We start from the raw sequence: 18,848 nt of genomic DNA, 5'->3' as shown, positions 1-18,848 counted from the left end.
GCGTCAGCCCGGCTGGATGTTCTGGTTGTGCCGGAAGAGGTTCCCCGGGTCGTACCGCCTCTTGAGCTCCGCCAACCGGTCGTAGTTGCCTCGGTAGTTGGCCCGGATCCGGTCCTGGTCGTCCTCGGCCATGAAGTTGATGTAGCCGCCCTCCTCGGAGTGCGGCGCGATGGCGTCGTAGTACTCCCGCACCCAGGCGGTGTTCCGCTGGTCGTCCTTCTCGTCCGGCCACATCCCCGCGATCACGGTGGCGAAGGTGGCGTCGCGGTAGGCGAACGCGGTCGCGTCGGACGCCACCCGGTGGCAGGCCCCGTTGATCGGGTAGATGTGCATCGTCGAGGTCATCTCCGGCACCTTCGACCCGTGCTCGACGTGGGCGTCGATCGCCTCGTCGGTCAGCTCCCTGACGAAGCTGGCCTTCCAGTAGTGACGCAGGCCCGCGGGGTAGAGGTCGTCGAAGGCGCTGTTCAGGGCGGGGTAGGGCATCGGCCCGACCATCTCCGCCACCACCGGCGCGAGGTCGCGGAACGGCTTGAGCACCTGCTCCCCGCGGTCGAGGTCACCGGACCAGCAGGTCACCATCAGGGCGAGCGTCGTGCCGTGCCGCTCCTCGGGGATGAACGGCAGCGGTGGCGCGATCTGGTAGGCCGGGAACCCGCCGAACTCCTCGGGCGCGTCGGCGATGAACTCCCGGTAGAGACGGAACAGCTCGCCCGCGCGGTCCAGCTCGAAGAACATCGGTCCGCCGTAGATGTCGGTGACCGGACTCAGCCGGAACTCGAACGACGTCACCACGCCGAAGTTGCCGCCGCCACCCCGGATCGCCCAGAAGAGGTCGGCGTCGTCGTCCTCGCTGGTGACGTGGAACGTGCCGTCCGCGGTCACCACGTCGGCCGCGACGAGGTTGTCGAGGCTGAGCCCCAGACCGCGCGCGAGGTACCCGATGCCGCCGCCGAGGGTGAGGCCGCCGACGCCGGTGGTCGAGATGATGCCGCCCGTGGTGGCCAGCCCGAACGGGTACGTCGCGGCGTTCAGGTCGCCCCACGTCGCGCCGCCCGCCACGGTGGCCGTCCGCGCCTTCGGATCGACCCGGACGCCGCGCATCGCGGACAGGTCGATCACCACGGCGCCGTCCGCCGTACCGAAGCCGGGCACGCTGTGCGCCCCGCCGCGCACGGCGATCGTCAGTCCGTGGTCGCCCGCGAACCGGACGGCGGTCAGCACGTCGCCGGCGTTCGCCGATCTGACCACCACGGCGGGACGTCGGTCGATCATGCCGTTCCGGACGGCGCGCGCCTCGTCGTAGTCGGCGTCGTCGGGTCCGATCACCGTCCCCCGGACCTGCTCGCGCAACGTGTCCAGCTCTGCGTTCATCTGACGCCTCCTCGTGGCTCGGCCCGCCGCCACTGCGCCACGGGCGTCAGGAGGGCGTCAGGAAGGCGTCAGGAAGGGCGTCGACAAGGCGTCGCTGGGCGCGGCGGGCCGCGGCAGATATGGACCGACGCTAGACCGGACCGCAGGAGTCGTCATCGTCCACGCGTACTAGTCCTCGCCGCCACTCGACCAGGCCGGTTGGGACGTCGAGCAACAATGGACCCATGATCGGTTTCCTCGTCGCCGGCCTGATCATCGGAGCGCTGGCGCGGCTCTTCAAGTCGGGCAAGCAGGACCTGGGCCTCCTCGCGACCCTCGGACTCGGTGTCGTCGGCTCGCTGATCGGCGGCACCATCGCCTGGCTCCTCGGCACCGGCAGCATCTGGGAGCTCAACGTGCTCGGCTTCGTGCTCTCGGTGATCGCGGCCGTGCTGCTCGTCGGCACCGCCGAGGCAGTGGCCGGGAAGAACCGGCCCAGCCTGCGCTGACCGCACCTCGCCCCGGCTCCCACGGTGGTCGAGGCGTGAGGGCCGCCACGCCCGAGCCGTCACGGTGGTTGAGGTGCGAGGGCCGCCACGCCCGAGCCGTCACGGTGGTTGAGGTGCGAGGGCCGCCAGGCCCGAGCCTCGAAACCACCACGTCCGGACGAGGGGCCCCGGTGGTTGAGGAAGGCGCGCTGGCGCCTGTCTCGAAACCACCCGTCGGGACGTCGGGCTGTGGTCGGGGCTGGGTCGCGTTGGGTGCGTGGGTTTCGAGACGGTTGCTAGCGCAACCTCCTCAATCACCGTGCTCGGGACCACGGTGGTTGAGGAAGGCGCGCTAGCGCCTGTCTCGAAACCAACTTCCCCAGATCGCGGGGAGTGTCGTCGTCCTCCCGGCGGCGCCAGTATTCGTCCTCCGCCAGTGGGGTCAAGGATTCCCTGCGGCGGCTTCGCCGCCCTTGACCCCGCTGTCTCCGGACGATCTGGGCGCCTATCGGGAGGACGCCGACCTGCGGTCGGGACACTGTGGCAGGCGGTGGTTGAGGTGCGAGGCCCGCCGGGCCCGAGCCTCGAAACCCACCACCCGGCAGTCCCGACCCCTGCGGCGACGCGGGTCTGCAGTTTCATCAAGGGATGAAGGCGAACCCTCGCCCACCCGGCCGAACTCACCCAGGGATCCGCAACTCCGACCTCATCCCTTGATGAAGCAACACCACCACAGACCCACCCACACGCCTCCCACGGTGGTTGAGGTGCGAGAGCCGCCAGGCCCGAGCCTCGAACCACCACCCGGACCGAATTCGCCAGGCCGGCCCCGCGACCCCCTTGCGGCCACGGCGACATCGGCGGATCGTGGAGGCATGAAGACGCACGGGATCCCGGACGGCATGCCCGTCCTGTCGCGAGGCAAGCACCGCAGCCCTCGCCGGGGCGCCTGCTTCATGGAGATGGCGTCCGTCCTCGCCAACGAGCCGTGGAGTGACCGGCCGAAGTGCACTCATCCGCTGCTCGCCCAGCTGGCCCGGCTGGTCAACGACTACACCACCGACGAGCATCGCAGCGAGCTGGCCGTTCTCATCCCCGACGTCGTCGGCGTGCACGGCCACGGCGTCGACTGGGAGGCGGCGGTGACCGCCGCGGTCGCCTGCGAGGCGCTGCCCCACGTGGCCGAGGAGTCACAGCGCGCGCTGGCCGCCGGCCTGATCCGCTGCGACGAGGTCGCGGCCCACGACGGCCCGACCACCGTCGACCGCCAGGCGATCGCCCGCGCGCTCGATCAGGTGCCGCTGGCCGCGACCTGGGCGCGCGGCTTCATCGACGGCGCCGCGCCGCTGAAGCCCAAGAACTTCCAGAAGCACTCGGCGCCCGCCGTGCTGCTCAGCGCCGTGCGGGGCACCGCCAAGGCCGCCGTCGGCGACCCCGACCGGCGGCTGCGCTACCTGCTGGTGACCGGCATCGCGGCCGCCCACCGCCAGCCGGCTCAGCCCTCCTCGAACATGCCCGAGTCGACGACGTTGAGGAACGCGATGGCGAAGTCGCGGCCGAGGTCGGTGAGCTGATAGCTGCTGCCGTCGAGCCGCCACAGGTTGCAGTCGGCGAAGTGGAACCACAGGAGGTCCAGTCGCTCCTGCCAGCCGAGCGCGGCGAGATCTCGCAGCTGCTGGGGACACCGGGAATCCCACCACGCGCGAACGGCGTCCACCGGTACCCACTCGTCGTCGGCCACCGCTGCGATCAGCAGCAGCCCGACCATCGGCTCGACGGCGTACCACCCCAGGCGCAGGCACATCCCGACGATCAGGACCAGCGCGAGGTCCCTCCAGCCCTCGTCGTCGACCGGGTCGTCACCCGCGCGCCGAACGGTCGATGACCTCGGCTCGACCAGGCCCGCGGCGTCGCACGCGTACCAGAGTCGGTCGAGCGGCAGGCAGTCGCCGGCGCTGCGCCAGGAGTGGAGCGCTGCGTCGGCCAGGACCGCGTCGGCCTCGGCGGAGAGCTCCTCCTGCACACCGCGGAAGGAGCGTTGCAGCCGGTCGTACTCGCGCTCCCACTGCCAGAGGTCGAGGTGCTGATACGCCTCACGGGCGACGGGCGGACGCAGCAGGCCACGTGCCGTCGCCGGCCGGCCCGCGCCCACCCAGTCGACGAGAGCCAGGCACTGCTGCACGAACGCCGACCCGCGCGCGAGTCGCGCGGACTCGCCGACATCGCCCGGGTCGATGCCCGGCTCCTCGTCGTCCAGATCGGCGTCGTCCAGGTCGTCGTCGAACTCCCAGGGCGGATACGGTCGACCGTCGTTGATGGACGAGGTGAACCGCTCACCGCGCAGGCTCTTCGGCGCCGGGTCCGGCATTCGTGCCACCCGCTCCTCCTGCGGGAGCGCGTTCCAGGCGCTCTGGATCGAAGCGAGTCGCTCCTTCAGCTCTTCGACGTCGGCGGCCCCATCGAGGTCGATCCCGATGCTCCGGCCGAACTCCGCGAGCACGCGCCCCTGGGAGTGCCGTGCCGGATCGTCGTACGCCGCCGCCATCTTCGGCAGTGCCCGCTTGGCCTCCTTGCGCAGGTCCGCCGGGCTCGCCGACCCCGTGCTCATCCGACCGGTCGCGCGCAGGAACCCCCAGAACGTGTCCAGCGTGTCGCGCAGCGCCTCGGCGTCCGGAAGCTCGCTCCCGTAGGCGGGCCAGGTCACGAGCAGCAACCGCTCGGCGCTCCCGGACGGCCACGTCCCGAGCGGATAGTCATCGTGCTGCAACCTGAGGTCGACGACCTGCTGGAGCAGCGCGGCGTCCAGGGATCGCTTCTTCTGCTCGGCCCAGGCCGAGGCGTGCCGTACGAGGAGGTCGGGTTGGTCCACGGACCCACGGTAGTAGGGGTCAGCCGCGGTCGTGCGCCCGCCGCAGCGGCACCGCGAGCCGCTGCGCGAGCTCGTCGTACGACGTGCCGAACGTCTCGACCACGGCCACGTCCCGACCGTCGGTGCCGCCGCCGAGCTCGAAGACCGCGAGGTCGGTGTAGACACGCGAGACGCAGCCGACCCCGGTGAGCGGATAGGTGCACTCGGGCACCAGCTTGGCGGTGCCGTCCTTGGCGAAGAGCGTCATCATCACGAAGACGCTCTTCGCGCCGATCGCGAGGTCCATCGCGCCGCCGACCGCGGGGATCGCGTCGGGTGCCCCGGTGTGCCAGTTGGCCAGGTCGCCGGCGGCGCTGACCTGGAAGGCGCCGAGCACGCAGACGTCGAGGTGGCTGCCGCGCATCATCGCGAACGAGTCCGCCGAGTGGAAGTACGCCGCACCCGGCGGCTCGACGACCGGGATCTTGCCGGCGTTGACGAGGTCCTGGTCGACCTCGTCGCCGACCGCGGCGCGGCCCATGTTGAGCATGCCGTTCTCGGTGTGCAGCACCACGCCGGACTCTGCGTCGAGGTGGTCGGCCACCAGCGTGGGCTGGCCGATGCCGAGGTTGACGTAGGCGCCGCGCGGGATGTCCCGGGCGACGCGGGCCGCCATCTGGTCCTTGGAGAGCGTCATACCGCGACCACCCTGTCCACGTAGATGCCCGGCGTGACGACCGTCTCCGGGTCCAGCTCACCGACCTCGACGACCTCGCGCACCTGCACGATCGTGGTGGCCGCCGCGGTGGCCATCACCGGCCCGAAGTTGCGGGCGGTCTTGCGGTAGACGACGTTGCCCATCCGGTCGGCCCGGTGGCCGCCGATCAGCGCGACGTCGCCCTTGATGGGGTACTCGAGCACGTAGGTCCGTCCGTCGATCTCCCGGGTCTCCTTGCCCTCGGCGAGCGGCGTGCCGACGCCGGTGGGGCAGAAGAACGCGCCGATGCCGGCGCCCGCCGCGCGCATCCGCTCGGCCAGGTTGCCCTGCGGCACCAGCTCGAGCTCGATCCGACCCTCCCGGTAGAGCCCGTCGAAGACGTGGGAGTCCGACTGCCGCGGGAAGGAGCAGATCATCTTGCGCACCCGGCCCTTGGCCAGCAGCGCGGCCAGGCCGGTGTCGCCGTTGCCGGCGTTGTTGGAGACGACCGTCAGGTCGGTGGCGCCCTGGTCGATCAGCGCGTCGATGAGCCGGATCGGCATGCCGGCCAGGCCGAAGCCGCCGATCAGCACGGTCGCGCCGTCCTCGATGCCGGCGACCGCCGCGGCAGCCGAGTCGCAGATGGTGGTCATCGGTCGACGTTCTCCAGGACGACGGCGAGCGCCTGGCCCACGCCGATGCAGATCGCGGCCACGCCGTACCGGTCGCCGGACTCGCGCAGCCGCGCGGCCAGGGTGCCGAGGATGCGGCCCCCGGACGCACCGAGCGGGTGGCCGATGGCGATCGCGCCGCCCTTGGCGTTCACGATCTCGGGGTCGCTCAGCCCATCCTTGGCCCAGGCGTCCACGCACGCGAGCGACTGCACGGCGAACGCCTCGTTGAGCTCGACCGCGCTCACGTCGGCCCAGGTGATGCCGGCCCGGGCGAGCGCACGCGCCGCGGCCTCGACGGGTGCGTAGCCGAACATCGGCGGCTCGACCGCGCTCACGCCGCGCCCGGCGATCCGCGCCAGCGGGGCCGCGCCGATCGTCTCGGCCGCGGCCTCGGAGCCGAGCAGCACGGCGGACGCCCCGTCGTTGAGCGGGGACGCGTTGCCGGCGGTGATGGTGCCGCCCTTCGCCGCCGGGCGGAACGACGGCTTGAGGGCGGCCAGCTTGGTCGCGCTCGAGCCGGGGCGGATGCCCTCGTCGCGGGCGAGGTCGCCCACCGGCACCACGAGGTCGTCGTAGAAGCCGGCGCGCCACGCCTCGTCGGCCAGGTTGTGCGACCGGGCGGCGAACTCGTCCTGCCGCTCCCGGCCGATCGCGAACCTCTCGCCGAGCAACTCGTTGGCCTCGCCCAGCGAGACCGTCCACTCCGCCGGCATGTTCTCGTTGACCAGGCGCCAGCCGAGGGTCGTCGAGACCGCGGTGACGTTGCCGGCCGGGAACGCGCGCGACGGCTTGGGCAGCACCCACGGCGCCCGCGTCATCGACTCCACACCACCGACGAGCACGATGTCGGCGTCCCCGGACTCGATCGTGCGCGAGCCGATGATCGCCGCATCGAGCGAGGAGCCGCAGAGCCGGTTGACGGTGGTGGCGGGCACCCCGACCGGGAGCCCGGCCAGCAGCACGGCCATCCGGCCGACGTTGCGGTTGTCCTCCCCGGCCTGGTTGGCGCAGCCCCAGACGACGTCGCCGATCCGCTCGGCGTCGAGCTCCGGAGTCTTCGCCAGCACGCTGCGGATCGCGGTGGCGGCGAGGTCGTCGGGCCGGACCTCGGCCAGGGCTCCGCCGAAGCGGCCGAACGGCGTCCGGAGCGCGGCGTACACGAAGGCGGCGGTCATGCAGCCACCGTAGGCCGGAAGTCACGTCCGCTTCCAATACTGAATCAGGCTTGATTGATAAGTTTCAGGCATGGAACTGCGGCACCTGCGCTCGTTCGACGTGCTCGCCGAGGAGCGGCACTTCGGCCGGGCAGCGGCCCGGCTGCACATCGCCCAGCCCGCGCTCTCCCAACAGATCAAGCAGCTCGAGCGCGAGCTCGGCGTCTCGCTGCTGACCCGGACCACCCGGCGGGTGGAGCTGACCGAGGCGGGAGCGCGGTTCGCCGCCCACGCCCGGACCGTGCTCGGCGACGTCGCGCGCGCCTCGTCGGACATGGCGCTGCTCGCCTCGGGCGCCGCCGGGCGGGTGTCGATCGGGTTCATCGGCACCGCGACGTACGACGTGTTGCCGCGGGTGGCCCGCGAGGTGCACTCGTCGCTGCCCGACATCGACCTCGACCTGCGCGGCGAGCTGCTCTCGCCGCAGCTGCTCGACGGCCTCCGGGACCGCACCTTCGACGTCGCCCTGGTGCGGCCGGACCCGCTCAACAGCGGGGATCTGACCCTCCGGCGGCTCCGGTCGGAGCGATTCGTCGCCGTGCTGCCCGCGGGCCACCGGCTCGCCGGGCGGCGCCGGATCCCGCTGTCGGCGCTGGCGGACGAGTCGTTCGTGATGCACCCGTCGGGCCATCGCTCGTCGATGCACGACCGAGTGCGCGCGGCGTGCGAGGCCGCCGGCTTCTCCCCGGACCCGGTGATCGAGGTGAGCGAGACCGCCACGCTGGTCGTCTTCGTCGCGGCCGGCCTCGGCGTCGCGCTGGTGCCCGAGCCGGTGCGCAGCCTCGGCCTCGACGGCGTCTCCTACGTGTCGCTCACCGATGCTCCGACGATCGACCTGGCCCTGGCCACCCGCGCCCGCGACGACTCCCCCGCCGTACGCCGGGTCGCGGAGATCGTGGGCGGCTGCGTCTGAGGGGTGGTTCCGAGGCTCGGGCCTGGCGGCCCTCACACCTCAACCACCGTCACGGTGGTTGAGGTGCGAAAGCGCGCTAGCGCCTGAGCCTCGAAACCACCACCTCAACCACCGTGACCGCGCACTTGTCGACGATCGACGACGGTGGTTGAGGAGGTTGCGCTAGCAACCGTCTCGAAACCCACCAGCCCAGGCATCTATCGATCACTCGCGGGGTGGTGGTTTCGAGACAGGCGCTAGCGCGCCTTCCTCAACCACCGTGATCCCCTGCGTGCGGGCCCTGGCGGCCTCGAGGCTCCTCAACCACCGAGCAGCCCCTCCTCCCGGAGCACCTCTGACGCGATCCGGAACGCCGTGTTGGCATCGGGCACCCCGCAGTAGATCGCCGACTGCAGCAGCACCTCCTTGAGCTCGTCGACGCTCAGGCCGTTGCGCAGGGCGGCGCGCACGTGCATCGCGAGCTCCTCGTGGTGGCCGCGGGCGATCAGGGCGGTGAGGGTGATCATCGAGCGGGAGCGACGGTCGAGGCCGGGGCGGGTCCAGATCTCGCCCCAGGCGTACGCCGTGATCAGCTCCTGGAAGTCGCGGGTGAAGTCGGTGGTGCCGGCGACCGCGCGATCGACGTGGGCGTCGCCCAGCACCTCGCGGCGCACCCGCATGCCGGGCGACGCCTCGGGCGCGGCCTCGGGGCTCGACTCACCCAGGAAGTGCGCCCGCAGCAGCCGGGCCACCTCCGCCGGCTGCTCGGCGGGCGCGAGGTGGGCGACGCCGGGCAGCTCGACGAACGACCCGTCCGCCACACCGGAGGCGATCTCACGCAGGCGATCCGGCGGCGTCGCGACGTCGTCGGCGCCGGCGACGGCGAGCACGGGGGGTGTGATCCGGCCCAGCTGCGCGCGCACGTCGAAGCCGGCGAGCGCGCCGCAGACCTGGACGTAGCCCTCGTCGATCGCGTCGGAGAGCGCCCGGAGCAGGGCGCCGCCGCGCTCGGGCTCGCGCTCCAGGAAGCCGGGGCCGAACCACCGCTCGGCCGACCCGCTGACCATGACCGGCGTGCCGGAGGCGCGCACGGCCGTCATCCGCTCGGCCCACGACTCGGGGGTGCCGATCTGCGCGCCGGTGCACAGCAGCGCGGCGGCGACGATCCGGTCCGGCGCGTCGAGCAGCAGCTGGAGCCCGACCGCGCCCCCCACGGAGTCCCCGGCGTAGAAGAACGGCCCGCGCGGCTGACCGCGCTCGGTGAGCACGTCGTCGACCACGTGCAGCACGCCCGCCGCGAGCTCGGCCATCGTGAAGGGCTCTTCGGGCACGGACCGGTTGTGGCCGTGCCCGGGCAGGTCCCAACCCACCACGTCGAAGGCGTCGGTCAGGCCGGCGGCACACGCGGCCCAGAGCGTGGTCGCCGAGGTGCCGAGCGAGGGTCCGAGGACCAGCAGCGGCAGGGTGGTGCGGTCGCGCCCGCCGGTGAGCCGGACGACGGTAATGCTCGGGATCAACGGGACTCCTTCGAGAGGGACTCACGGGCTCGCACGACGACCGCATCGACGTGCTCGATCGCGTCGCCGAGGTACGACGGGGCCGGCGGGTGCCCCGCGGCCTCGGCCATCGACCGCTGCTCGGCGAGCACGTCGGCGCCGGCCGCGGCGAGCGTAGCGGCCATCCGGTCGGGGCGCACCACCAGACCGGTGACCAGGTCGTCGGTCTGGGAGACCGCGACCAGCGCGCGCCGGACCAGGTCGCGCAGCGTCGCCCACTCCGCGTGCCAGCCGCCGTCGGCGCGATCGTCGACCTGCTGCGCCGCGGCCAGGTGCAGGGTCGCCGCGAGCTGCGGCGTGGTCAGCGCGGCGCGCCGCACCAGCACCGAGAGCGTCGGGTTCGCCTTGTGCGGCATGGTCGACGACCCGCCGCCGGAGCCCTCGGCGAGCTCGCCGATCTCGGGCCGCGACATCACCAGCACGTCGTTGGCGATCCGCGCGCAGGCGTCGGTGCAGCCGGCGAGCGCGTCGCCGATCCGGGTGATCGGCGCGCGGGTCGTGTGCCATCGCGGCACGCCGCCCGGGGCCGGCCGGCCGAGCTCGGTGAGCGCGGCCCGCGTGCCCGCGGCCCCGCCGAGCTGCTCGGGGAAGTCGAGACGGGCGACGTCGTCGTCCGCGTCGAGGACGGCGGTCAGCCAGGCGGCGACACGGAAGCCGAAGGTCGTCGGCACCGCGTGCTGGGTCAGCGTCCGCGCGACCATCGGCGTCGACCGGTGCCGTTCGGCCAGGCCGGCCAGCCGGTCCACCACGGAGCGCAGGTCGTGGCGCAGCGACGCCACCGCCGCGGCCGCCATCCGCATCAGCGCGGAGTCGACGACGTCCTGACTGGTCATACCGCGGTGGACCCGGGGGTCCTGCTCGCGCAGCAGCTCGACGAGCGCGATCACCGGGTTGCCGCCGAGCTCCGCCTCGTTGGCGAGCCACTCCAGGTGGTCCGGCACCTCCAGGGGCCTGCCGAGCCAGTCCGCCTCGACGTCGACCATCGCCCCCAGGAACGACTCCGACGTGAAGTGGTCGCCGGCCCGGTCGTCCCCGGGCCAGAAGAGATCCGCCATGAGGTCAGTCTCGCGCGTGGGACAGGAAGACGGTCTCGTCCTCTCCTTGGAGCCGGATGTCGAACACGAACCCACGGTCGTCCGGCACCGCCTCGAGCGCGGCCAGCTCGGCCGGCGCGGCACCCGGCAGGTAGGCGCGCGTGAACAGCCGGTCCAGCAGCCCGCGGGCGAAGACCGTCAGCGAGAAGTACGGCGCCCCAGCCGACGACAGGGCGCCCGGTCGCAGCGTCGAGAACCGGTAGTACCCCGTGCGGTCGGTCTGGGCGCGGCCGAAGCCGGTGAACGTGTACCCGTCGCGACGGAGCGAGCCGGCGACCTGCGGCACCGCGCCGTCCGGGCCGGTCTGCCAGACCTCGACGAGCGCGTCCGGGACCGGGTCGCCGGCCCCGTCGTAGACCCGGCCGTGCAGCCGGATGGCGTCCGCACGCGCGGGCGGCACGAGCTCCGCGTCGCCGGTGTACGGCAGCGCGTAGTGGAAGAACGGCCCGACGGTCTGGCCGGGGGTCGGGGTGAGACTCACTGCTCGTCCTCCTCGAAGACCGTGCGATGGCTGCCGGAGAGCACGATGTCCCAGCGGTAGCCGGTGGCCCACTCGTGGGTCGTCACGTCGTGGTCGTACGTCGCGACCAGGCGGTCGCGCGCGGCCGGGTCGACGATCGACTGGTAGATCGGGTCCAGCGCGAAGAGCGGGTCGCCCGGGAAGTACATCTGGGTGACCAGCCGCTGGGTGAACTCGCGGCCGAAGACCGAGAAGTGGATGTGCGCGGGCCGCCACGCGTTGTGGTGGTTGCGCCACGGGTAGGGCCCGGGCTTGATCGTGGTGAAGCGGTAGCGGCCGTCGTCGTCGGTGAGGCAGCGGCCCATGCCGGTGAAGTTCGGGTCGAGCGCGGCGGGGTGCTGGTCGCGCTGGTGGATGTAGCGGCCCCCGGCGTTCGCCTGCCAGATCTCGACGAGCTGGCGGCGCACCGGCCGGCCCTCGCCGTCGGTGACCCGACCGGTAACGACCATCCGCTCGCCGACCGGCTCGCCGCGGTGCTGGACGGTCAGGTCCGACTCGAGCGGGTCGACGTCGAGCTCGCCGAAGACCGGCGCCCACAGCTCGACGCCCTCCGGGTCCACCTGCCGGGGCGCCTTCGTCGGGTGGCGCAGAATGCTGGAACGGTACGGCGGGTAGTCGAGTCGGGGCGCGGTCTCGGTCGCGCCCTCCCCGGATCCTGGGCGGGCGTCGTACTCCCGCGAGATCGCCGCGATCTCGGCGCTGATCTCGGCCTGGCTGGCGGCCGCTGAGTCGGAGCTGGTCACGCGGCGACCGTAGGGACGGACGTGGGCGCTGGCGACCGATCTCTTCCGGTGAGTGGAAGACTCCCCCGCATGGCCGGCAACACCTCGACCCCGGGCGCCACCGTCACCTCGCGCGCGCTGGCGCTGCTCGGGGCGTTCGACGAGCGGCACCCGCGGCTGACGCTGACCCAGCTCGCCGAGCGGGCCGGCCTCCCGGTGCCCACGGCGCACCGCCTGATCGGCGAGCTGGTCGCGTGGGGAGCGCTCTCCCGCACGGAGACCGGCTGCTACGTCGTCGGCCGGCGGCTCTGGGACCTGGGCCTGCTCGCGCCGGTGCAGACCGGGCTCCGCGAGCTGGCCTCGCCGTACCTCCACGACCTCTACGGCGCCACCCTCGCCACCGTGCACCTGTCGGTGCGCGACGGCCTCGACGTCCTCTACCTCGACCGGCTCGCCGGGCACGCGTCGGTGCCGGTGGTGAGCAGCGTCGGCTCCCGGCTGCCGCTGCACGCGACCGGTGTCGGCAAGGTGCTGCTCGCGCACGCGCCGCCGGAGGTGCAGCAGGCGGTGCTGGCCGACCTGACCCGGATCACGCCGTACACGATCACCCAGCCGGGCCTGCTGCGCCGCCAGCTGGCCCGGGTGCTGCGCGAGGGCCACGCGACGACGTCGGAGGAGATGAGCCTCGGCGCCTGCTCGCTCGCCGTCCCGATCCGGCGCGGCCCGGACGTGGTCGCCGCCCTCGGCATCGTGGTGCCCTCGCTCAAGGACCGGTCCAAGCTGCTGGGCGCGCTCCAGGTCGCCGCCCACGGCGTCGGGCGCGAGCTCGCCCGGACGCTTCCGTCCAGCGGAATCTCCGGATAGTCGCGCCGCCCGCCGTCGCCCGAGACTGCGGCCATGCGCACCCAGGTCGCCATCATCGGCGCGGGCCCGTCCGGCCTCCTGCTCTCGCACCTGCTCGCCGCCGACGGCATCGAGTCCGTCGTGCTGGAGACCCGCTCGGAGGAGTACGTCGCGGGCCGGATCCGCGCCGGCATCCTCGAGCAGTCCACGGTCGACCTGCTGCGCGCGGTCGGGCTCGGCGACCGGCTCGACCGCGAGGCCGACCCGCACCGCGGCATCTACCTGCAGTGGCCCGAGGAGCGGCACCACCTCGACTTCGTCGACCTCACCGGCCGCCAGGTCTTCGTCTACGGGCAGACCGAGGTGCAGAAGGACCTCGCCGCCGCCGCGCACGCCCGCGGCCAGCAGGTGGTCTACGAGATCGCCGACACCGCGCTCCACGATCTCGGGACCGACCGGCCGTCGGTGACCTTCACCGACCGCGACGGCACGGCCCAGCGCCTCGAGGCCGACGTGGTCGTGGGCTGCGACGGGTCGTTCGGGCCGTCGCGGATCGCCGTGCCCGACGACGTGCGCCGTACCTGGGAGCGGACCTACGACTACTCCTGGCTCGGCGTGCTCGCCGACGTCGCGCCCTCGACCGACGAGCTGATCTACGCCTGGCACCCGGACGGGTTCGCGCTGCACTCCATGCGCTCGTCGAGCGTGTCGCGGTTCTACCTCCAGGTGCCCAACGACACCGCGGTCGAGGCCTGGTCCGACGACCGGATCTGGGAGGCCCTGGCGACCCGGCTCGGCCACGGCCAGGACGGCTGGGCGCTCGACACGGGGCCGATCACCGACAGGAGCGTGCTGCCGATGCGCTCGTTCGTGCAGCAGCCGATGCGGCACGGGCGGCTCTTCCTGGCCGGCGACGCCGCGCACATCGTGCCGCCGACCGGCGCCAAGGGGCTCAACCTCGCGGTCGCCGACGTCGCGCTGCTCGCGCCGGCCCTGGTCGCGCTGCTCCGGGGCGACCCCGCGGCCGCGGACGCCTACTCCGACACGGCGCTGCGCCGGGTCTGGCGCTGCACCCACTTCTCCTGGTGGATGACGACGATGCTGCACACCGGCGCCGACCCGTTCGACCAGCAGCTGCAGCTCTCCCAACTGCGCTGGGTCACCTCCAGCGAGGCCGGCGCCAGCGGGCTGGCGGAGAACTACGCGGGCCTGCCGATCGGGTTCTGAGGGGTGATCACAGGAAGTCCACAGTCGTTCCCAGGGGAACCAGCAGGATCGGCAGGTCCACTGGTGGCATGACCTCCCCCGACTCCGGCTCGACCCCGCCGCCCCCGTTCAACCCGTACTTCGCCGCGCCGACGACCCCGCCGCCCGCCGGTCCGCCCGCCGGTCCGCCGTCCGGTCCGCCGGCCTTCTCGGCCCCGCCGCCGGCTCGGCGTACCGGCTGGAGCTGGCGCGCCACCCTCGCCGGGGCCGTCGCCGGCGGCGTGCTCGCCGCGTCGGTCGCGGTGCCCGTGACCTGGGCGCTCAGCCACGGAGGGTCGGTGGCCGACTCCCCGTCCGCGGCCACGCCGCAACAGCCGGGCACCGGCACCCTGCCCCAGCAGCCCGGCTCCGGCGCGCTGCCGCAGGACCCGTTCGGCGGCTCCCGGGGACTCCCGTACGGCGGCAGCACCAGCGACCGGACCGGCAGCTGGAGCGACGCGACCGCCGACCAGGCGCAGGGCGTGGTGCTCATCGACACCCGCACCACCGCAGGCGAGGCCGCCGGCACCGGCCTGGTGATCGACGCCTCCGGCCTGGTGCTCACCAACTACCACGTGGTCGAGGGCTCGACGCAGGTACAGGTGACCGTCGCGGCCACCGGCGACACCTACGACGCCACCGTCGTCGGCCACGACCAGGAGGCGGACATCGCGCTGCTCCAGCTCGACGGCGCCTCCGGCCTCACCACGGTCGACGTCGACGACGACGGCGGCCCGGCCGTCGCCGACGAGGTGACCGCGGTCGGCAACGCCCAGGGCCAGGGCTTCCTCTCCGCCGCCGACGGCAGCGTGGTGGCGCTCGACCGGTCGATCGACACCCAGTCGGAGGCCACCGTGCAGGGCGAGCACCTCACCGGCCTGATCCAGACCGACGCGTACGTCGTCGGCGGCTTCTCCGGCGGCGCCCTCCTCGACGACGAGGGCGAGGTCGTCGGCATCACCACGGCCGCCTCCAGCGGCGGCGCGGCCCAGAGCTACGCCGTGCCGATCGACGAGGCACTCGACGTCGCCGGCCAGATCGAGGGCGGCCACCAGTCCGACGGCGTGCAGATCGGCCCGTCCGCCTACCTCGGCATCGCGATCGCCCAGGCGGGATCCGGCGTGGCGGGCTCCGGCGTGCAGGTCGGCCAGGTCGAGAGCGACAGCGCCGCGGCCCAGGCCGGCATCGAGGCCGGCGCGACGATCACCGGCATCGACGACACCGCGATCACGTCGTACGCCGGCCTGCGCTCGGCGCTCGCGACGTACGAACCCGGCGACTCGGTCACGCTGCACTGGACCGACGCGTCCGGCGGCACGCACGACGCGCAGGTGACCCTCGGCTCGTCGCCCGTGAACTAGTGGCGTGACCTTCTGGTCAGACGCTCGTTGCTGCTGGGTACGAGATGCGGGCCCGGCTCAGCGGGGATCGCAGCACCAGAGGGAGAGCCATGATCAAGCACGTATGGAAGGCGCTGCTGGCGCTGGTCGTCGTGTGCGCGCTGTCGCTGGTCGGCACGACCACGACCGCGTCGGCGAGCACCGGTGGGAGCGAGCGCACGACGAGCGCGGCCGCCCAGGCCGGGCCGTGTGCCAAGCAGAAGCAGAAGGTCGCCAAGTCCAAGAAGCAGGCCGCGAAGGCCAAGAAGCAGGTCACGAAGGCCAAGAAGGCCAAGAAGCGCGCCGACCGCAGCCACCAGCGGAAGGCCGCGTCCAAGCTGAAGAAGGCGAAGAAGGCCAACGCCAAGGCACACCAGAAGGTGAAGAAGGCGAAGAAGGCCCTGAAGCGGTGCCGCGCGATCAACGGCGGTGGCGGTAGCACCGGTGGCGACACCGGCGGAGCCGCCGCGAGCCCGCTGCAGCCGCTCTGCGACGCCGTCGCCCAGCTGCAGCCCCTCTGCGACGCGACCGCGGGCATCCCGCTGCCGCCGTCGAGCGGTGGCGACCCGTCGGCCAGCCCGCTCGCACCGCTGTGCCAGGCGATCCCCCAGGCCCAGCCGCTCTGCGACGCCACGGCGGTGGCCCCCGCGCCCGGAGCCCCCAGCCCGCTGCAGCCGCTCTGCGACGCGGCCGGTCAGCTGCAGCCCCTCTGCGACGCGACCAGTGGCAGCAGCGGGGGCGGCGGTGGTCTCCTCGACCCGGTCCTGCAGCCGCTGTGCGGCGCCCTCCCGGCACTGTGCTCCGCACTGCCACCGCTCCCGGTGCGAGCAGCCGCCTGAGCGGAGCCGACCGATCTCCGACCGGGGGTGTCGTCGCAGTCGCGGCGGCACCCCCGGCTCATCCTCGGCGCGGGTCCGGGCCGACTTCACTTGGTCGCCGCCGGCCGGTTTCGGCGGCCGACAGCCGAAACCCGCACGGCACGCCGGGCCGATGCGGCGTGTCGTGCGGCCTTCGGCTGCCAGGCGGAAGGGTGCTGCGGTGGACCCCGAAGCGGGCCGGCGCGACCTGGTGTGAACGGTGGGCGGCCGGCGCGGGCGGCCCCCGCCGGGCCCGACTCTCAGTCGGTCGCCGCATCCTCGTCGCGCAGCGGCGGCACCGGGACGCCCTGCACGCGGTACTTCCAGTAGCTGTAGGCGAGCAGCCCGAGCGCGATGAACCCCGAGAGCACGAGGCTGATGCCGGCGGCCGGGGCCCCCGGCAGCCACCACGACTCCCGGGCCGGCCACCAGCCGGGCACGTCCGGATCCAGCAGCCAGAGCACGCCGAAGCCCACGATCGCGAGGCCGCCGGCGGCCGACAGCACGACCCGCGGCCAGGTCTCGACACCCTCGGCCGCGGCCCGCTTGGCCGCCCGCTCGACCGGGTCGAGACGGCGCTCGGCCCACTCGTACTGCTGCGAGAGGACCACCAGCCCCGCGAACAGCATCAGCAGCCCCGGGCCGGGCAGCACCAGCGCGGCCAGGCCGGCCACGATCAGGACCCAGCCGACGATCTCGAGCACGATCCGCTTCGCCGCGGCGCCGCCCGGAAAACCCATGCCGGAAGCCTGCCAGACCCCGTCAAGCGCCCGGACCGGTGGCCGGCCGGTGCCGGCCCGCCCGCGGTGAGCAGGCAACCATCCGGACCACCACAACGGTTGCCTACTCACCGCCACCCAGACCGGCAGCCGGCCGGAGATCCGCGGCTCAGGCGGCCAGGCTCAGGTCGTCGCGCGCCACGTCGGGGTCGATCCCCTCGGGCAGGCGCACCAGCCGGGCGTGCAGGTGCGGCGGCACGGCGAGCCGGGCCAGGATCAGCGCGGCGCCGCTGGTGGCGACCAGGGCGTAGATGAGGTTCGCGTCGATGTCCGCGAGCAGCCCGTAGGCACCGGCGAGCGCGGCGTCCACGATCAGCATCGCCCAGGCGGAGGCGGCGATCGCCGAGACGTCCGGCGAGCGCCAGGCCGTGATCGCGGCCGGGACGACCATCAGCGTGATCGAGCAGCCGAGCGCCACGATGAACGGGCGCGAGCCGAGCACCGGCACCAGCGCGGCGAGGGCCGCGATCGACGAGGCCCAGACCACCGGCAGCCACATCCGGTCGCGGTTGCCGCCACGGGACCAGGCGAGCACCATCGCGCCCGCGGTGCCCGGCAGTGTGAGCAGCGCCGGGAGGATCACCCAGATCTCGCGCTCGGCCACGCCGTACGCCGTCCAGGCGGTGCCGCTGATCGTCGAGTTCGCGAGGGCGGCGACGCTGACTCCGGCGGCCGTGCCCGCATGCACGAGCTTGCGCATCTGGGGGACGGTGTAGGCGAACGCGAGGAGCGTGGCCGCCAGGCCGACGGCGGTCGCGAGCGAGATGTTCACGGGCTGCTTTCTCTTCTGCACACAGACGACGGCCGCCGCGTGCAACGCACGCGACGACCGTCGTCGAACCGACTGGGAGGCCGGGGATCCGTCACCCGACACGAGCAATCCTACGGGCCGTTTCGGACCCAACCCGACCAAAAGGAGTGCTCCTCAGGGTGATATCACCCACAGATCCTGTCGTAGCAAGCAGATTCAGCAGGAAGATATTCCGTCGTACGCCCGATGGGCCGGAGGTCAGATGTCGGTGACCCGGACCCCGGCGTGGGCCTGGTAGCGCCGGTTGACGCTGATCAGGTTCGCGGTCAGGGCCTCGACCTGGTGGGCGTTGCGCAGCCGGCCGCCGTACACGCCGCGGACCCCGGGGATGGTGCCCGCGAGGTCCTGGACCAGGTCGGTGGCCGCGCGGACGTCGCCGAGCACCAGCACGTCGGTGTCGACCGAGGCGACCTCGGGGTCCTCGAGCTTGACCGCGCTGACGTTGTGGAAGGCCCCGACCACGGTCGACTCGGTCAGGATCCCCTGCGCCTGCTGGGCCGCCGACCCCTCCTCGACCGGCAGCGCGTAGGCGCCCTGCTTGTCGAAGCCGAGCGGGTTCACGCAGTCCACGACGACCTTGCCGGCCAGCACCGGGGCGAGCTCCTTGAGCAGCTCGCCGTGTCCGTCCCACGGCACCGCGACCACGACCACGTCGCCGGCCTCGGCCGCACCGGCGTTGTCGGCGCCGGTGACCGTGCCGCCGACCGCCTCGACCAGCGCCGACGCCGCCTCGGCCGCGCGCTCGGCGCTGCGGCTGCCGATCACGACGGGAAGGCCCGCGGCGGCGAACCGCCGCGCCAGGCCGCGGCCCTGGGGACCGGTGCCACCGAGCACCGCCACGGTCTTGCCGACAAGGGATTCGGGGAGAGAGGTCAT

19 protein-coding genes are annotated in these 18,848 nt (G+C 73.1%); 7 read left to right on the top strand and 12 right to left on the bottom strand.

The annotated features are described in order from the left end of the window. Positions 1 to 3 precede the first annotated feature (3 nt). Positions 4 to 1,374: an FAD-binding oxidoreductase gene (locus KM427_RS02215; RefSeq protein ID WP_183592408.1), complete on the bottom strand. Its 1,371-nt coding sequence runs from the start codon at positions 1,372 to 1,374 to the stop codon at positions 4 to 6. A gap of 224 nt (positions 1,375 to 1,598) precedes the next feature. On the opposite strand from KM427_RS02215, the gene KM427_RS02210 reads away from it, so the two are divergent. Beyond that, complete coding sequence (locus tag KM427_RS02210; RefSeq protein ID WP_215526108.1) at positions 1,599 to 1,862, top strand: GlsB/YeaQ/YmgE family stress response membrane protein; 264 nt, start codon at positions 1,599 to 1,601, stop codon at positions 1,860 to 1,862. 854 nt (positions 1,863 to 2,716) lie between these two features. Then, positions 2,717 to 3,415, top strand: a complete 699-nt coding sequence (locus KM427_RS02205) for a hypothetical protein (RefSeq protein WP_215526107.1) — start codon at positions 2,717 to 2,719, stop codon at positions 3,413 to 3,415. Here KM427_RS02205 and KM427_RS02200 read toward each other — a convergent pair. Genes KM427_RS02200 through KM427_RS02185 form a run of 4 tightly spaced genes read right to left on the bottom strand, consistent with a single transcriptional unit; the run spans position 3,337 to position 7,235 of the window. Further along, a complete protein-coding gene (locus KM427_RS02200) occupies positions 3,337 to 4,710 on the bottom strand; it encodes a hypothetical protein (protein WP_215526106.1) in 1,374 nt (457 codons plus the stop codon). The two genes, KM427_RS02205 and KM427_RS02200, sit on opposite strands and share 79 nt — an antisense overlap. A 19-nt stretch (positions 4,711 to 4,729) precedes the next feature. Next, positions 4,730 to 5,386 (bottom strand): 3-oxoacid CoA-transferase subunit B, encoded by a 657-nt coding sequence (locus KM427_RS02195; RefSeq protein ID WP_215526105.1) that lies wholly within the window; start codon positions 5,384 to 5,386, stop codon positions 4,730 to 4,732. After that, positions 5,383 to 6,039, bottom strand: coding sequence for a 3-oxoacid CoA-transferase subunit A (locus KM427_RS02190; RefSeq protein WP_215526104.1), 657 nt, complete (start codon positions 6,037 to 6,039; stop codon positions 5,383 to 5,385). Before KM427_RS02190 ends, KM427_RS02195 begins: the two co-directional genes overlap by 4 nt. Next, on the bottom strand, positions 6,036 to 7,235 hold the full coding sequence (locus tag KM427_RS02185) for a thiolase family protein (RefSeq protein ID WP_215526103.1): 1,200 nt from the start codon (positions 7,233 to 7,235) through the stop codon (positions 6,036 to 6,038). The genes KM427_RS02190 and KM427_RS02185 overlap by 4 nt, the downstream gene beginning before the upstream one ends. A 70-nt stretch (positions 7,236 to 7,305) precedes the next feature. Between KM427_RS02185 and KM427_RS02180 the strand changes: the two genes are divergently transcribed. Next, positions 7,306 to 8,187 (top strand): LysR family transcriptional regulator, encoded by an 882-nt coding sequence (locus KM427_RS02180; protein ID WP_215526102.1) that lies wholly within the window; start codon positions 7,306 to 7,308, stop codon positions 8,185 to 8,187. A 299-nt stretch (positions 8,188 to 8,486) separates the two neighbouring features. Here KM427_RS02180 and pcaDC read toward each other — a convergent pair whose 3' ends face one another. From pcaDC to pcaH, 4 genes are read right to left on the bottom strand one after another with little or no spacing between them, the layout of a single operon-like run. Then, positions 8,487 to 9,683 (bottom strand): bifunctional 3-oxoadipate enol-lactonase/4-carboxymuconolactone decarboxylase PcaDC, encoded by a 1,197-nt coding sequence (gene pcaDC / locus KM427_RS02175; protein ID WP_215526101.1) that lies wholly within the window; start codon positions 9,681 to 9,683, stop codon positions 8,487 to 8,489. Then, entirely contained in the window at positions 9,680 to 10,777 is a 1,098-nt protein-coding gene (locus KM427_RS02170) for a lyase family protein (protein WP_215526100.1), read from the bottom strand. The genes pcaDC and KM427_RS02170 overlap by 4 nt, the downstream gene beginning before the upstream one ends. Positions 10,778 to 10,781: 4 nt before the next feature. Continuing rightward, complete coding sequence (gene pcaG / locus KM427_RS02165) at positions 10,782 to 11,297, bottom strand: protocatechuate 3,4-dioxygenase subunit alpha (protein WP_215526099.1); 516 nt, start codon at positions 11,295 to 11,297, stop codon at positions 10,782 to 10,784. Next, positions 11,294 to 12,079: a protocatechuate 3,4-dioxygenase subunit beta gene (pcaH, locus tag KM427_RS02160; protein ID WP_215526098.1), complete on the bottom strand. Its 786-nt coding sequence runs from the start codon at positions 12,077 to 12,079 to the stop codon at positions 11,294 to 11,296. Before pcaH ends, pcaG begins: the two co-directional genes overlap by 4 nt. Positions 12,080 to 12,148: 69 nt before the next feature. On the opposite strand from pcaH, the gene KM427_RS02155 reads away from it, so the two are divergent. From KM427_RS02155 to KM427_RS02140, 4 genes are all read left to right on the top strand, one after another. Continuing rightward, complete coding sequence (locus tag KM427_RS02155; RefSeq protein WP_215526097.1) at positions 12,149 to 12,922, top strand: IclR family transcriptional regulator; 774 nt, start codon at positions 12,149 to 12,151, stop codon at positions 12,920 to 12,922. Between the two features lie 33 nt (positions 12,923 to 12,955). Continuing rightward, positions 12,956 to 14,128, top strand: a complete 1,173-nt coding sequence (locus tag KM427_RS02150; RefSeq protein WP_215526096.1) for a 4-hydroxybenzoate 3-monooxygenase — start codon at positions 12,956 to 12,958, stop codon at positions 14,126 to 14,128. Positions 14,129 to 14,196: 68 nt separating this feature from the next. Beyond that, positions 14,197 to 15,507, top strand: coding sequence for a S1C family serine protease (locus KM427_RS02145; RefSeq protein ID WP_215526095.1), 1,311 nt, complete (start codon positions 14,197 to 14,199; stop codon positions 15,505 to 15,507). Positions 15,508 to 15,596: 89 nt separating this feature from the next. Continuing rightward, a complete protein-coding gene (locus tag KM427_RS02140; protein ID WP_215526094.1) occupies positions 15,597 to 16,364 on the top strand; it encodes a hypothetical protein in 768 nt (255 codons plus the stop codon). Positions 16,365 to 16,642: 278 nt separating this feature from the next. On the opposite strand, the gene KM427_RS02135 is transcribed toward KM427_RS02140, so the two are convergent. The 3 genes from KM427_RS02135 to npdG all read right to left on the bottom strand — a co-directional run bounded on the left by KM427_RS02135 (position 16,643) and on the right by npdG (position 18,848). After that, positions 16,643 to 17,122 carry a PGPGW domain-containing protein gene (locus tag KM427_RS02135; protein WP_183592392.1) on the bottom strand — a complete coding sequence of 160 codons (480 nt, stop codon included), beginning with the start codon at positions 17,120 to 17,122 and terminating at the stop codon, positions 16,643 to 16,645. 148 nt (positions 17,123 to 17,270) lie between these two features. After that, positions 17,271 to 17,933, bottom strand: a complete 663-nt coding sequence (locus KM427_RS02130) for a hypothetical protein (protein ID WP_215526093.1) — start codon at positions 17,931 to 17,933, stop codon at positions 17,271 to 17,273. Between the two features lie 237 nt (positions 17,934 to 18,170). After that, entirely contained in the window at positions 18,171 to 18,848 is a 678-nt protein-coding gene (gene npdG, locus KM427_RS02125) for an NADPH-dependent F420 reductase (protein WP_183592390.1), read from the bottom strand.

The organism is Nocardioides sp. LMS-CY, assembly GCF_018732145.1.
In the GTDB taxonomy this organism is placed as follows: Bacteria; Actinomycetota; Actinomycetes; order Propionibacteriales; family Nocardioidaceae; genus Nocardioides; species Nocardioides soli.
Note: the sequence above shows the minus strand (reverse complement) of the source record. Positions and strands in the feature narration are given on the sequence as shown.